Origin of the sequence: Mycoplasma anserisalpingitidis (genome assembly GCF_007859615.1) — a bacterium.
Taxonomy (GTDB): domain Bacteria; phylum Bacillota_I; class Bacilli_A; order Mycoplasmatales; family Metamycoplasmataceae; genus Mycoplasmopsis; species Mycoplasmopsis anserisalpingitidis.
The window spans coordinates 903,103-917,433 of the sequence record NZ_CP042295.1; the positions used below are offsets into that span (position 1 = coordinate 903,103).

The 14,331-nt window shown below is 27.9% G+C and carries 14 protein-coding genes and 1 pseudogene; 13 read left to right on the top strand and 2 right to left on the bottom strand.

Features of this window, described 5'->3' with window-relative positions:
• Window positions 1-16 precede the first annotated feature (16 nt).
• The 3 genes from FRW55_RS03725 (at window position 17) to gpmI (ending at window position 5,225) form a co-directional block, all read left to right on the top strand.
• Window positions 17-1,807 carry an ABC transporter ATP-binding protein gene (locus FRW55_RS03725; protein ID WP_146368785.1) on the top strand — a complete coding sequence of 597 codons (1,791 nt, stop codon included), beginning with the start codon at window positions 17-19 and terminating at the stop codon, window positions 1,805-1,807.
• Window positions 1,794-3,581, top strand: coding sequence for an ABC transporter ATP-binding protein (locus FRW55_RS03730; RefSeq protein ID WP_146368786.1), 1,788 nt, complete (start codon window positions 1,794-1,796; stop codon window positions 3,579-3,581). The genes FRW55_RS03725 and FRW55_RS03730 overlap by 14 nt, the downstream gene beginning before the upstream one ends.
• Window positions 3,582-3,719: 138 nt before the next feature.
• A complete protein-coding gene (gene gpmI / locus FRW55_RS03735) occupies window positions 3,720-5,225 on the top strand; it encodes a 2,3-bisphosphoglycerate-independent phosphoglycerate mutase (RefSeq protein ID WP_146368787.1) in 1,506 nt (501 codons plus the stop codon).
• A 46-nt stretch (window positions 5,226-5,271) separates the two neighbouring features.
• Here the strand turns inward: gpmI and mf1 are convergent, their stop codons facing one another.
• Entirely contained in the window at window positions 5,272-6,069 is a 798-nt protein-coding gene (gene mf1 / locus FRW55_RS03740) for a diacylglycerol cholinephosphotransferase Mf1 (protein ID WP_146368788.1), read from the bottom strand.
• 7 nt (window positions 6,070-6,076) lie between these two features.
• Window positions 6,077-8,995, bottom strand: coding sequence for a lysylphosphatidylglycerol synthase transmembrane domain-containing protein (locus tag FRW55_RS03745; protein ID WP_146368789.1), 2,919 nt, complete (start codon window positions 8,993-8,995; stop codon window positions 6,077-6,079).
• Window positions 8,996-9,269: 274 nt separating this feature from the next.
• Between FRW55_RS03745 and rpsJ the strand changes: the two genes are divergently transcribed.
• From rpsJ to rpmC, 10 genes and pseudogenes are all read left to right on the top strand, one after another.
• Entirely contained in the window at window positions 9,270-9,575 is a 306-nt protein-coding gene (gene rpsJ / locus FRW55_RS03750) for a 30S ribosomal protein S10 (RefSeq protein WP_146309005.1), read from the top strand.
• A 23-nt stretch (window positions 9,576-9,598) separates the two neighbouring features.
• A pseudogene (gene rplC / locus FRW55_RS03755) lies at window positions 9,599-10,258 on the top strand (50S ribosomal protein L3); the annotation flags it as partial.
• A 146-nt stretch (window positions 10,259-10,404) separates the two neighbouring features.
• Window positions 10,405-11,016 carry a 50S ribosomal protein L4 gene (gene rplD / locus FRW55_RS03760; RefSeq protein ID WP_146368790.1) on the top strand — a complete coding sequence of 204 codons (612 nt, stop codon included), beginning with the start codon at window positions 10,405-10,407 and terminating at the stop codon, window positions 11,014-11,016.
• Window positions 11,016-11,489: a 50S ribosomal protein L23 gene (rplW, locus tag FRW55_RS03765; protein ID WP_146368791.1), complete on the top strand. Its 474-nt coding sequence runs from the start codon at window positions 11,016-11,018 to the stop codon at window positions 11,487-11,489. Before rplD ends, rplW begins: the two co-directional genes overlap by 1 nt.
• A 107-nt stretch (window positions 11,490-11,596) precedes the next feature.
• Window positions 11,597-12,442, top strand: coding sequence for a 50S ribosomal protein L2 (gene rplB, locus FRW55_RS03770; protein ID WP_146309001.1), 846 nt, complete (start codon window positions 11,597-11,599; stop codon window positions 12,440-12,442).
• On the top strand, window positions 12,442-12,720 hold the full coding sequence (gene rpsS / locus FRW55_RS03775; RefSeq protein ID WP_006886413.1) for a 30S ribosomal protein S19: 279 nt from the start codon (window positions 12,442-12,444) through the stop codon (window positions 12,718-12,720). The genes rplB and rpsS overlap by 1 nt, the downstream gene beginning before the upstream one ends.
• Window positions 12,720-13,064 (top strand): 50S ribosomal protein L22, encoded by a 345-nt coding sequence (gene rplV / locus FRW55_RS03780; RefSeq protein ID WP_146368792.1) that lies wholly within the window; start codon window positions 12,720-12,722, stop codon window positions 13,062-13,064. The genes rpsS and rplV overlap by 1 nt, the downstream gene beginning before the upstream one ends.
• Window positions 13,064-13,717 (top strand): 30S ribosomal protein S3, encoded by a 654-nt coding sequence (rpsC, locus tag FRW55_RS03785; RefSeq protein WP_146368793.1) that lies wholly within the window; start codon window positions 13,064-13,066, stop codon window positions 13,715-13,717. The genes rplV and rpsC overlap by 1 nt, the downstream gene beginning before the upstream one ends.
• Complete coding sequence (gene rplP, locus FRW55_RS03790; RefSeq protein ID WP_146308999.1) at window positions 13,717-14,139, top strand: 50S ribosomal protein L16; 423 nt, start codon at window positions 13,717-13,719, stop codon at window positions 14,137-14,139. Before rpsC ends, rplP begins: the two co-directional genes overlap by 1 nt.
• Complete coding sequence (gene rpmC / locus FRW55_RS03795; protein WP_006886409.1) at window positions 14,139-14,330, top strand: 50S ribosomal protein L29; 192 nt, start codon at window positions 14,139-14,141, stop codon at window positions 14,328-14,330. Before rplP ends, rpmC begins: the two co-directional genes overlap by 1 nt.
• Window position 14,331 lies beyond the last annotated feature (1 nt).

The window sequence follows — 14,331 nt, forward strand, 5'->3', positions numbered from 1 at the left end:
AATTATAATTTAATTTATGTTAAGGGTTATTAAATTATTTAGTACCAAATTAAAATTTGTAATCTTGATTACAGTTGTTTTTAACTTTATACCTAGCTTTGTTGTAATGTTGATTCCTTCTTTAATTAGGCAGTTTATTGAATATGCAAATGCAAAAGAAATTAACTATATTGAAATTTTCTTGTGAAAATTTAGTAGTAATTCGGAGACATTGGATAATTATAATTTATTGGTAATAATTACTTTATGTGCAGCATTTTTACTTTTTTTATGCAATTTGATTCCATCCTTATTAAATAATTATATTTTGAATCAAACTAGATATGAAACTAGAAAAATAATGTTTAATAAAATAATTAAACTTAAAAAGGAACAAATTGATTCACTAAGTTACGCAAGAATTATGACACTTTTTAGTAATGATATAAGAAAAATTGTTGATGGAATTTATTTTGTTACTAAGTCTATTTTACAAAATATTTTTAACTTAGTTTGAGGTTTAATTTTCTCAATAACTTTAAGTATTTTATATTCAATAAGTATCTTTATTTTAATTCCTCTAATAATAATTATTTCATCAATTATTATTTACAAAATTTTTCCTCTTTTTAGAAAAGAAAACGCTGTTTTTGAAGAAATCAATGATAAAGTTAAAGAAGACATTAATTTAATTCAATTAGTTAAATCATACAATCTTGAAGATGATAGATATGAAGTTTTTTCAAAATCCAACAATAAACTTTACGATATTTCGATTAAAGCGAACAAATTGAACATAATAGCTTGAAGATTTAATGATTTTTCAAACGATATTGCAACAATCATAGTATTTTTAATCGGTGGACTACTAATATATTTTACTGGAGCTGCTAATTCTAGTTCAGAAGTTGGTAAAATTTATCAATTTAACTCATATATGTGAATTATTTCGAGTTCAATTTTCAGTCTATCTCAAACAATAAACAGTTTAACTCGTTCACAAGTTAGTGCAAAAAGATATTTAGAAATATTAAATATTGAATGCGAAGAAATTCAAAGTGCTAAAGAAATTAAATTAATAAGCAATGAAATTGAATTTAAAAATGTAAGTTTTAAATATTCAAATTCAGACAGTGATCAAAATACCTTAAAAAACATAAGCTTTAAAATTCCATCAAATAAAACTGTTGGTGTAATAGGAAAAACTGGTTCAGGAAAAAGTACTCTAGCACTACTTTTGGTTAAAGAATTGAAACCAACTGATGGTGAAATTTTTGTTGGTGGTGTAAACATAAATGAAATCGATTACAATGATTTTCATTCAAAAGTTAGTCAAGTTTTCCAAAAACCTCTTATTTTTAGTGGTACTATCAAAGAAAATATTGAATTTTCAACACATAATTATGCTAAAGATGCAGTAGAAAAAGCTTCAAAAGTAGCTTGTTTAGATTTTGTTAATGAATATGACAAAAAATTTGATCAACTAATCGGCCAAAGGGGAATTAATTTAAGTGGTGGGCAAAAACAAAGAATAGCAATAGCACAAGCTATCTTAAAAAACCCACAAATACTAGTTTTAGATGACACAACAAGTGCTTTGGATAACAAAACTGATTTGTTAGTTAGAAAGAATTTATCAAATAGTTTAATTAACACAACAGTTTTTATAATTTCACAAAAAATTAATTCAGTTTCAAATGCCGACACTATTATTGTGTTAGATGCAGGAAAAATTATTGATCAAGGAACTCACAGTGAATTATTAGCTAGATGTCAAATTTATAAAGATTTTGCATCTGTACAAAAGGAGAATTATGAAAAGCAATAGTTCATTTAAGACCTTTTTAAGAATGCTGTATGCTGCCAAAGTCAAACCGAAAGCATGAGCTACTTTCATAACTTTTGCATTTGTCAAAGCCTTTAGTTGAAGTGCCATTGGTTTTGGTACAGGATGAATTTTAGATAAATTTTTTGCAAAAGAAAATTTAGAAAATTTCAATTTGACAATCTTTTTGATTGTTTTGATTGCATTCTTACTAATGTATGTAATTCATAGAGCTTTTGTTGGTTTAACAACTTACTTTATGACCAAAATAACAACACGATTTGAACGCGAAATGAGAAGTAATTTATACAAACACATCCAAGAAATGAGTTTTTTCAATTTCGAAACAGAAAAAACTGGTGATTTTATGGCTGTTGTTACAGAAGATACAGTTTCAGCTTTTTCAAGCATGAATAGTGTATTGCTAAGTTTATGTGATTTTGTTTTCGATATTGTGCTTTCAACATTTTGAATGATGTTATTGGCACCAATTTTAGGATTAATTACTTACTTAATAATCCCACCAATTTCAATTCTTTTTATCATTTTGGTTTCAAAAAGTAGAAAACAATGAAAAAAATCAAGAGATGCTTTTGGCGCATTAAACGCTTATTTAGAGGAAACGTTAGATATTCTTCCACTTGTAAGAGTTCATAGACAATGAGATAAAATTGAAAAGAAATTTGATGAACACAATAACTACCATAGAAAAGTAACTAAAAAAGCTTTTACATATCAAACAATTGCTTACCCAACCTATTCAGCGTTAAAAGTTATAGCTGAATTGATAATCATAATCATTGGAATTACTTTTATAGTTAAATCATATCCTTCATATGGAATTTATGGGGTTTATACTGTGGGAGTTGTGACTTCTTTTAATGTTTATGGAAAAACTTTTACAAACAGTATTTCTAACTTATTAAATATATCTGCTGAATTACAACAAGGTATTTCAAGTTGAGATAGAATTGAAAACCTTCTTAAAATTTCGAATGACAAAGAAGATAGAATTAAACCTAATTTTAAATTCAAAGAAGGAAAAGTAGAATTCAAATCTGTTAATTTTTCTTATCCGTCAAACCCAAATGTTAAAGTGTTAAAAAACATTAATTTCACTATAAAACCAGGTGAATCACTAGCATTAGTAGGTCATACTGGATGTGGAAAAACAACAATTAGTAAAATTTTAATGAAATTTTATGAAACTAATGATGGACAAGTGCTTATAGATGGACAAAATGCAATTGAACATAATGCAAAAAGTTGAAGAGAAAATATAGCCCTTATTTCTCAAGATGTTATGCTTTTCGAAGATACTTTAATGAATAATATAAAAAGTGCTAATAAGAAAATTTCAGAGGAAAAAGTTGTTGAAATTTGTAAAGAAATTGGTCTTGATGAATATGTTCAAACACTAAAAGAAAAATATAATACAAAGCTAAGCCACAACGCAGAAGAATTATCACAAGGCCAAAGACAGTTAGTTTCTATAGCAAGAGCGTTAGCTTCAGAGAAAAAATTAATTATTATGGATGAAGCAACAAGCAACATTGACAGTATTACTGAACAAAAAATCCAAAATTGTATTAAATTAATGATGAAAGATAAAACGATGTTGATAATTGCTCATAGATTATCCACAATTAAAAAAGCAACAAATATTTTAGTGATGGATCACGGTGTAATTCTTGAAAGTGGTAGCCACAAAGAATTGCTTTCTAAAAATGGTATCTATGCTAATTTGTACAATGAAGGATTCAAAGATATTGAATAGAGATCAAACAATAATGTTTGATTTTTTTAAAAATAGATACATTACCAACATTTAAAATTCAAATAAAATAAGTATCAAAATATAAAAATACTTTAGAGTATAATTAAATAAATTTAAAAATAATATAGGAGAAAACTTATGAAAAAAACTGTATTAATAGTTATTGATGGTTTAGGATTAAGAAAAGAAACTCAGGGAAATGGATTTGCACTTGCAAATACACCAACTTTTGATAAATTATTCAAAGAATATCCAAATAGTGTTATTCAAGCCAGTGGTGAATTTGTAGGATTACCAAGCGGACAAATGGGAAATTCAGAAGTAGGTCACTTAAATATTGGTGCTGGAACAATTGTGTACACAGGTTTATCACTAATAGCAAACGCACTTAAAAACAAAGAATTTGGAAAAAATAAAGCTTTTTTAGAAGCATTTAACGATGTTAAGAAAAATGATTCTACTTTACATGTTATGGGTCTTTTAAGTCCAGGTGGTGTCCACTCATTAGAAGATCACTTATTTGAAATTTTAAGAGAAGCACACGCTTTTGGTCTAAAGAAAGTTTCAGTTCATGCTTTTGGTGACGGTCGTGATGTTGCTCCTCGTTCAATTAAACAATCAATTGAAAAATTACAAGAACTTGTTGATAAATTCGGATACAAAATTGCATCGATTGGTGGAAGATTCTATGGAATGGACCGTGATAAAATGTTTGATAGAGTTGAAAAACACTATGAAGCTTTATTAGGAAACAGTTCTTCTACATATAATTCAGCTATCGAATTTGTAGAAGAGTCATACAAAAATGAAGTTTCTGACGAATTTTTCGTTCCTTCAATAAACAAAAAATGTTCAAAAGAAGATTTTGTTAGAGGTGGTGACTCAATTATTTTCTTTAACTTCCGTCCAGATAGAGCAAGACAATTAACTCACTTATTTATTGGTTCATCATTATATGAAAATAAACCTACTCATCCAGTTAAAATTAACAAATTCATTTCAATGATGAAATATGAAGGGTTAAATACTATAGTTGCATTTGATGAAATGGAAATTTCAATGCCAATTGGTAGAGTTTTAGAATTAGAAGGAAAAACTCAATTAAGAATTGCTGAAACTCAAAAATATGCACACGTAACATTCTTTATGGATGGTGGAAATGATATTGAATTTAAAAATTCAAAGAGAATTTTAGTTGACTCATTAAAGGTTGAATCATATGCTGATGCTCCACATATGTCTGCTGAAGGTATTACTGACAAACTATTAGAATATGGTGCGAACTATGATGTTACAATTATGAACTTTGCAAACCCAGATATGGTTGGTCACACAGGAAACCTTAAATCTACAATTGAAGCTGTTTCATTTTTAGATACACAAATTAAAAGAATTTTTGACTGAGCTGAGAAAAATGATATTACTGTTTTCATCACTGCAGACCATGGTAATGCTGAAATCACAGAAGATGAAAATGGTAAACCAGCTACAAAACACACAAGCAGCCCTGTAATGCTTATTTCTAGTGATAAAAGCATTAAATTAAAAGATGGTAAATTAGCTGATGTAGCTCCAACTATTTTAGATTACATTGGTGTAAAACAACCTAAAGAAATGGATGGAGTTTCACTTTTAGTTAAGTAAACAAAAAAATCAACATTAAAGCAGATTAACTACAAATGTTGATTTTTTATTTGCTTTTTCCCATTTCATAATAACCATAAAAAACATAGTTATTTGATTTTATGGGAGTTATTCAATTTTGGCCATATATTTGTTCAAGGTAAAATTGTATGTTTTTAACAACATTAAATTTATGTCCATTTAACTCAACTTTAATAATTTCTTGAGTATCTCTTTTAAGAATTATATGATCATCAATTAATTTTTGTTTAGAATTAGGTCAATGAACAATAAAGTAAATTCCAGTATCCTTATCTGTTTTAACTTGTTTTTGTGCATCTTCAACAGTTAAAGGTCTTACTCAGAAGAGTAATATTTTGACACATAGAACAATTAAATTTTGTGCAAATTTATGAGTATAAAATGTTCTAAAATTCTTAAAATAACCCTTGAAAGCTCTTAACTTATTAAATTTTGACTTTGAATATCTCAAAAATTTTTCTGGTTCACTTTCAATAGCAATAAATAAATCTACAAATGAAGAATTTGGATTTTTTTCGTCATATGTATCGACGAATCTTGGGAATTGATAACAATAATTTTTGCAATTTTTATTGTCAATAACATTTTTAGGAAACTGTTGTTTTAACTTTTCATAAGTTTCAAGATTGATTATGATATCGATATCAGCATCTCATTTTATTATTTCTTTATCTCTTACTGCACCTAACGCACTTCCAAAATAAAGTGAGTAAAACAAATTATTTTCTTCACAAAACTTTGTAATCTTTTTTAGTAATTCTAAATTTTTACTTTTTCTTTTATCAATATTTGATTGCAAGGATGGATGATCAGAAAGTTGCATATTACTCCTATATAAATATAAATAATAAAATCAATGTTAAAACTGAGATTATGAAAGTAGGACCAGCAATTCTATTGAACTTACTTTTGGTTTTACTATAAACAATTGTTTGATTATTGATTAATAAGTTATTCTTATTCTTTTGTTTATAGAATTGTATTCTTTTTTCACCAATATAAACAATAAATAAAGCAATAGCTGATAAAAGCGAAGGTATTACAATTTGACCAAAGGTTTTTATTGCTGTAATTATAGATGAACGGTTTTCTAAATCAAAGCCAAATTGATCAATACTATCAGAAAGAGTTATCCTATAAATTATTTTTGTAAAGTAATCTGATGTTCCAGTTCCCCCTGGAGTAGGGCTAAATGAGTTAACATTTCTTACCAAGAACTGTGAAATTGTCATATTAAAGTACCAACCACCTATTAAGTTTTCATCAAGCATATTCATATAATGTAAGTATAAAGAAATCGGTGCAAGGAATCAAACTGAAGATTTATAAAATACTAGCTCACAAATTCTTCATCATCTTTTAAATACTACATTAATTCCATTACTTACTTTATATAATTCATATTTTCAATTAGCATAAAGTTCATCAGTTTTTGCAATTCCAATAAATGAAAATCATTCAATAATTTTTATAATTGCTTTTAAAATTGGTGTTTGGATTCTTTTGTATCCTGCTAAAACAAGGAAAAAAAGTGAAAATAAAGTATCTGATAATAAACTTAAGACTAAAAAGAATGTAAATGAGAAAATGTTGTTTGATGAACCACTAGTAAATAATTCTTTATAGAATACCAAACCAACAGGAACTACAATTATACTTAAAACAATATTAGTTAATTGTCATATGAAAGTATTAAGAATTACAGAACTAATTAATTTTGAACGATTGACATTTTTTCTTCTTAAATATCAATATGTGGCAATATCAGAACCAATTGATTTTGGTGTAATATTTTGAATTATAATTCCAATAAAACTACCTACAAATAAAGTTCATAAGTTTACTTTTTCATTTTGATACATGAACAGTCGTTTGAAAATCAAAGCATTTATAAACATTTCAAACAAAATAAAGATAAATATAACTACAAATAAAAATCTAGTCATTTTATCATATCTAACAAACATCCAAATTGTCTGCAATACAAAGAGCGGTGAAACGCTTTTGTTGTTTTCTAGTTTGATATTATAAACAACATAGAAAAGGAAAATAAATATACCAACAGTTAAAGCAACTAAAAAACTATATTTTAAAAAACCTCTTAGACTAAATTTTTTAATAACAAAGTCTTCTCTTAGTTCATTAATTGCATCAAGAATTTCCTTACCTTGCACAATTAAATTTAAGTAATCATCATTATTTTTGTCATTTGATGTTTTACCTACGGTTTCAACATAAATTGTTATTTTTTCGGTAAATTTATCATAAATTATTTTAATTCCATTTTTATTATTAAGTTTTATTTCGCAAAAAGTTTTATTTTTTTCTAGATCGAAGTTATAAATTTCATTTTTAACAACATTAAATTTACCGATTTTTTCCTTTTCGTTAATTCTTCTAAAGAATCTGATTGATTGTTCGAAAGTCATATCATAGGTTTTTGTGGATTGATAAAAATTCGAATATTTATTTTTAATTTCATTTAGTTTTTCAAATAAATTTATGTTGTTTTCGTTATAAAGTTCACACATGTGATAAAAATCTATAACAGTTGAAATTGCATCATTTAAAATAAATTTAGATTTAAAAGGTATAAATCTATTGTATTCATCATAAGCAAAAAGCAATTTCTTTTGCTTATTTTCTTGAATAATTTTGTTTAATTCATCTCAATTAGTAAATTCGATGACATCAATATTTTTTGAAGTTGCTATAGATTTAACAAAATCTCCAGTTAATTTGGATTTTGCAATAAAATATTTTTGATTCATATCAAAATCATTCATTAAATAATCTAAATATAAACCAGCAATTTCATCGGTTTTGAAATATTTAAACACACCTTTATGCTTTACAGAAATATTAAATGATTCGCCATTATTTGAAACTACAAAATTAACATCATTTCTTTTTATGAGAGAGTTGATATTCATTTTTTTGAAAATGGTAGCATCAGAAATTCTTAAGTTTTTATTTACTTTTATATTATTTAATATATTGATTTTTAAATTTGTTTTATCAAATATTTCTTTGTAGAATTCATTATTTTTTTGTTCTTGAAAACTTATGTAATATTTTAATTTGTTTTCAGATTTACCTAAGTATTCTTTTTGTTCAATTAAATTACTTAAAAAGTTTTTATTTAACTTTTCATAGTTCATAAATTGAATTGGAGAAATAGGGACTTCAACTTCAGTTAGATCAATATCTTGCAAAAGAGAGTTTATTTTTTGTATTTCTTTTTCAGTAAAACTTACACCCTTTGAATCAGTTAAACGAATTTGTATTAATTTCTTCGAATTATTATGAGAAGATATATTAATAATATAATCAAAATTATTTTCTTGCGAAAAATAATACATTAAATTGGATGGAACATCATCTTTTCTTTCATAAAAGAAAATATCATTATTGTTTTTATAAAGAATACGTGAAAAAATATTAGATATAACTAATAAATCATCATTTGATGGGCAAGTTACTAAAATTTTGTTTTTATTTATTTTAGAATCACTATTAATAAATTTAGAATAAGCTTCTGAAATTGCTGCTATTGTAAATTCATTAGCTAAGTGTGTTCCAATTCCTAATTCTAAAATAATATTACTTTTATCAATTTTGATTTTTTGATCAAAATATGAATTAAATTGACTTTCATTTAGATTAGATAAAATAGAATGAAACTTATTTCAAAATTCCTTATTACGAACCTTTTTAATTCATTTTTTATAAATACCATTATCTATCATATATCTCCATAATTAAAATTATATATTATAAATACATATAAAAAGAACTAAAAAATTGCCTTAAAATTTACCCGATACACCAAAAAGAGTTGTTTAAAAAATATTCAAATAAATTTACTTAATTATTTGTTTTGTTAATTTTAAAACATCTATATAATATTTTAGAAACTACAGCAAGGACATATGAGGTTGTCGTTCCAGCAAAATTAGTTGTTGAGGTTGAAACGGGTTTTCATATAGAGCTGTGTTCAAAAAATGAACGAAGGAGACAACAATGAGCAAATTAAGCATTAAAATCAAAGGTTTTGATCATGCTTTGGTTGATGAAGCAGCTAAAAAAATCTATCTTTTAGCTGAAAAATCAGGTTCTAAAGTTAGTGGACCAGTTCCTCTCCCAACAAAGAGAGAAGAAATCACTATCTTAAGATCAGTTCACGTTAACAAAAAAAGTCGTGAACAATACGAATCAAGAACAAGCCAAAGACTTGTAGTTATCACAAATCCAACAGTTGAAACACAAGACAAAATTAAAAGATTAGAATTGCCAAGTGGAGTTGCAATTCAAATTAAAATTAAATAATCAAAATTTAATAAGGAGAAATTATGAAAGGAATCTTAGGACGTAAAATTGGTATGACTCAAATTTACACAGAATTTGGATTATCAGTTCCAGTTACTGTTATTGAAGTTGAACCAAATGTTGTAACAAGCGTTTTAACAAAAGAAAAAAACGGATATGAAGCAACACAATTATCTGTTTTTGATAAAAAAGAAAAACGTTCAAACAAACCTGAAATTGGACACTTTTCTAAAGCTAATACAACACCTAAGCGCTACGTTAAAGAAGTTCGTGACATGGTTGGTTATGAACTTGGACAAAAGGTTGATGCAAGCATTTTTGCATCTGGAGAACTTGTTGATGTAACAGGTATTTCTAAAGGGAAAGGTTTCGCTGGTACAATTAAAAGATGAAACCAACACATTGGACCTAAATCACACGGTGGAGGAGGTGGTTCTCAACCTATCCGTCAAACTGGTTCTTTAGGGGACATTAGTGGTAATAAAGTTGTTAAAGGTATGACAATGCCTGGACAATTAGGAAATACAAAAACAACGGTTCAAAACTTAGAAATTGTTAAAGTTGATGTTGAAAATAATATGATTTTAGTTAAGGGATCAATTCCTGGACCTAAAAAATCATTTGTTATGATTAAACAAGCTGTTAAAGGACTTCCAAACCATGAAGCTATTAAATTAGTTGATGTTAAAGAAGTTATGTTAATGAATGAATTAGTTGAAAAATCTAAAAAATATGGTATTGAAGTTAAAGCAGGAATGCACTCTTCAGAATTATTACCTTTAATCAAAGCTGCTGAAGAAGCTGAAGCAAAAGAAGGAGATAAATAATCATGGCTGATACAAAATTAAAAAATGCTAATGTAAAACTTCCTGAAAATCTTTTTGCTAGTGAAAAAATCTATGAACAAGCTATTTTTGATACAGTTTTATCAGAAAGAGCTTCAAGAAGACAAGGTACACACCAAGTTAAAAATAGAGCTGAAGTAAGTGGTACAGGTAAAAAACCTTGAAGACAAAAAGGTACAGGTAGAGCTCGTCAAGGTTCTTTAAGATCACCTCAATTCGTAGGTGGTGGAAGAGCATTTGGACCTCAATCAGAAAAAAATTATTCATTAAAAGTTAACAAAAAAGTTAGATTTGCTGCTTTTAAATCAGCATTAACACTTTTAGCTCAAGATCAAGCTGTTTTAGTTGATGATTTAAAATTATCAAAAATCTCAACAAAAGAGTTTATTACTAAATTAGATTCATTAGTAAATGAAAAAGAATACAGACGTGTATTAGTTGTAACTGAAGATGAAACAGTTTTCAAATCTACAGCTAACGTTCCATATGTTTACACAGTTAAAGCAAATTCAATTTCAGTTGAATTATTACTTTTAGCTGACTTAATGGTTATTTCAAATGAATCACTTTCAATTTTAGAAGGGAAATTTAAATAATGCAACTTACAGATATTATTAGAAGACCTATTATTACCGAAAAAAGCAATCAACAAACAGTAAATAATAATTCATATACATTCGAAGTAGCTTATAATGCAAATAAATTCCAAATTGCTAGAGCTATTGAAATCATTTTCCAAGTAAAAGTTGAAAAAGTAAACACAATGAAATTTGAAAAACAACCAAAAAACATTGGACGTTACCACGGATTTACAAACCGTTATAAAAAAGCTATTGTTAAATTAGCTGAAGGTGACTTAATTAACTTCTATCCTTCTGATGAAGTTAAAGCCGAAGAAAAAGAAGAAAAAACTAAAAAAACAGCTAAAAAAGAAGTTTCAGAAGTTGAAAAAAGAGCTGCTGAAAAACTTGCTGCTAAAAAAGCAAACACAAATGTTAAAAAAGCTACAAAAACAGCTACAAAAACTAATGTTAAAAAAACAACAACTAGAAAAGTTGGTGGTGAATAATTATACCCCTAACTATAATATAAATTAATTATATAATACAATGTAAAGCGGAAAAGTCATGCTTAAAAGAAAGATCCGCAACTATTTTTAAGCAAAGGAGAAAAGACATGGCTATTAAATACTATAAGCCAACAACCAATGGTCGTCGTAATATGTCAATTCTCGACTACAGACAAAACTTAAGTGGTCATGCACCTGAAAAATCATTAATGGTGATTTTAAAAAACAATGCAGGGCGTAATAACCAAGGAAAAATTACAGTTCGTCATCACGGTGGTCGTGTAAAAAGATATTACAGAATCGTTGATTTTAAACGTAATAAAGATAATATTCCAGCTATTGTTAAAACAATTGAATATGATCCAAACAGATCAGCAAACATTTGTTTATTAGCATATGCAGATGGAGAAAAAAGATATATTTTAGCACCTAAAGGAATAAAAGTTGGGCAAACTGTTGTTTCAGGTGAAAATGCCGATATTATTGTTGGTAATTCACTTCCATTAAGTAATATTCCTGAAGGTACATTTGTTCACAACATTGAAATGCAACCAGGAGGTGGAGGTATCATTGCTCGTAGTGCTGGTACATCTGCACAAATTTTAGGTAAAGACGATGATGGAAAATATGTTGTTTTAAGATTAAAATCTGGTGAAACAAGACGTGTTTTAGCTCGTTGTCGTGCAACAATTGGTTTTGTTGGTAATGAAGAACACTTATTAGTAAATATTGGTAAAGCTGGTAAAAATAGACATATGGGTGTTAGACCTACAGTACGTGGATCAGTAATGAACCCAGTAGATCACCCACATGGAGGGGGAGAAGGAAAACAACCTGTTGGTCGTAAAGCTCCTCTTACACCTTGAGGTAAAAAAGCTCTTGGAGTTAAAACAAGAAAAACTAAGAAATCTTCAAACAAATTAATTATTAGAAGAAGAAAGGATGCTAAATAATGGCACGTAGTCTTAAAAAAGGACCTTTCGCAGATGATCATTTACTTAAAAAAGTAGATGCTATCGTTGAAGGTAAAGCACCTAAAAAACCTATCAAAACTTGATCAAGACGTTCTACAATTTTCCCTCACTTTGTAGGGTTAACATTCCAAGTACACAATGGTAAACAATTCATTGATGTTTATGTTACAGATGATATGGTTGGACACAAATTAGGAGAATTCTCACCTACCCGTACATATACAGGACATGGTGCAGATAAAGGTAAGAAGAAATAATGGAAAAAGTACAAGCAGTAGCACACGTTAAAATGCAACGTGTAAGTGCTCGTAAAGCACGTTTAGTTGCTGATTTATTCAGAGGAAAAGACGTAAGAGAAGCACTTGGTATTTTATACAACACAAATAAAAAAGCATCTCCTTTATTTATTAAATTAATCCAATCAGCTGTTGCTAATGCAACTAATAACCATGGAATGGACGCGTCAAAATTATTTGTTAAAGAAGTGTTAGTTAATGAAGGACCAACACTCAAAAGATTTCAACCTAGATCTCAAGGAAGAGCATATTCTATTTTCAAACGTACATCACACTTAACAGTTAAATTAGAGGAGAGAAACTAATGGGACAAAAAGTCAATCCAAATGGATTCCGTTATGGTGTAACTAAAGCACACAACACAACATGATACGAAGATAAAAAAGACTTTGGATCAAAACTTGTTGAAGATGCTAAAATTTATAATTTCTTTGATGCTTTAGTTCGTCAATATCAAATTGGTCAAGTTGAAGTTAGAAGAACTCAAGATAACAAAGTAACTGTTATTGTACATACAGCTAAACCAGCAGCAATGTTAGGACAAGAAGGTAAAAATATTGCTGAATTAACAGTAAAATTAACAAAATCAATCAAAAACAAAAATCTAAATGTAAATGTTCAAGTTGTAGAACTTAAAAAACCTGATTTAAATGCTAGATTACTTGCTGAATCAATTGCTATTAAATTAGAAAACCGTGAATCATTCCGTACAGCACAAAAAATGGCTATCAGAAACGCTATGCGTTCAGGAGCTAAAGGTATTAAAACCGCTGTTAGTGGACGTTTAAACGGAGTTGATATGGCTCGTACTGAAGGATATTCAGAAGGAGAAATGAAACTTCACACATTAAGACAAAATGTTGATTATGCAACAGCAACAGCTCGTACAACATATGGAGCTATTGGTGTTAAGGTTTGAGTTTCATTAGGAGAAATTTTGGAAGGAGATAACAAATAATGCTTCAACCAAAGAGAACAAAATACCGTAAACCATTCTTACAAAAACATGACAAAAGACGTGCTCAAAAAGGTAACACTGTTGCTTTTGGAGAATTTGGTTTACAAGCAGTTACAAGTGCTTGAGTAGATGCTCGTCAAATCGAGAGTGCTCGTATCGCTATTACAAGACGTATGGGACGTGAAGGACAAGTTATTATTAGAATTTTCCCTCACTTTGCTAAAACTTCTAAACCTATTGGGTTACGTATGGGATCAGGAAAAGGATCTCCTGAAAAATGATATACAGCAGTTAAAGTTGATACAATGATGTTTGAAGTAAGTGGAGTTAGAGAAGATATTGCTCGTGATGCTCTACGTCTTGGTGGACACAAATTACCAGTTAAATGAAGAATAGTAGCTAAAACACAAGGAGAAGAATAATGTTATACAAAGACATAAAAGACAAATCAGTTGAAGAATTACAAAAATTAGTAAACGATTTAAAAGCTGAATTATGAACATTAAAATTCAAAAATGCTACTGGAAGTTTAGATCAAACACACAAAATTAATGCTATGAGAAAAGACATTGCTAAAGTGTTAACAGCTTTAAATGAAAAAGGAGCTAAATAAT